At 51.8% G+C, this 1,033-nt stretch carries 1 protein-coding gene; it reads left to right on the forward strand.

The annotated features are described in order from the left end of the window. Positions 1 to 54: 54 nt before the first annotated feature. Positions 55 to 1,033 (forward strand): S1C family serine protease (locus AC1DEL_RS27540; protein WP_477159245.1); only part of this gene is annotated, 979 nt, incomplete at its 3' end.

Below are 1,033 nucleotides of genomic sequence, written 5' to 3' on the forward strand. Positions count from 1 at the left end.
GCGATGAATATGTAATGAATAGAATGAGAACATACTGAAGGAGTGTGCGTGAATATGAACGATCAGCGAGATGACGGCATCAGCCGCGATCAGTCAGATCTTTCACATACGGAGCAAAACGGCAATGAACAGCAGCGGATCAGCCATCAGGAACCTGAGCTGCTTGAAGGCCCCGTCTCTAAAGAAGCGGAAAAAGAGACGGCGGCCGGTACGGAATTTGAAAAAACGGCTGCCGTGAAAAAAGAAAAAAAACGGAGAGCCGCTTGGCTGAGCCCGATTTTAGGCGGCATTATCGGCGGCGGCCTCGTGCTTGGCATTGTGCCGAATCTGCCGGGTGAGCAGCATAAGGCAGAATCTGTTTCTGATACGGCGAAACAAGTTCAGTCTGCGAATTTTACGTCAACGCCTTTGAAAAATACCTCAAGTGTGGCAGATATGGTAGAAGATTTGGAGCCTGCGATTGTCGGAGTGTCCAACTATCAAGCGTCGCAAAGCGGCCAATTCGGACTTGACGGCGGTTCAAGCTCTGAAACGGAGAGCGGCACGGGGTCAGGCGTCATTTTCAAAAAAGACGGCCAAAAAGCGTACATCATCACAAACAACCATGTCGTAGAAGGAGCAAACAAGCTGTCGGTCACTCTTTATAACGGGAAAACCGAAACGGCAAAGCTTGTCGGAAAGGATGCCATCAGTGACCTGGCCGTACTGGAAATCAGCTCGTCCAATGTCAAAAAAGCGGCCAGCTTCGGCGATTCTTCACAGCTGCGCATTGCCGATAAGGTAATCGCCATCGGCAACCCGCTCGGCCAGCAGTTTTCCGGCACCGTCACACAAGGTGTGATCAGCGGACTGAACAGAACGGTAGACGCCGACACTTCCCAAGGCACGGTGGAAATGAACGTGATTCAGACGGATGCGGCGATTAATCCCGGTAACAGCGGCGGGCCGTTAATCAACTCCAGCGGCCAGGTCATCGGAATCAACAGCATGAAAGTCAGTGAAAACGGCGTGGAATCACTCGGCTTCGCCATTC

It is taken from the genome of Cupriavidus sp. 10L43_2 (assembly GCF_056395265.1).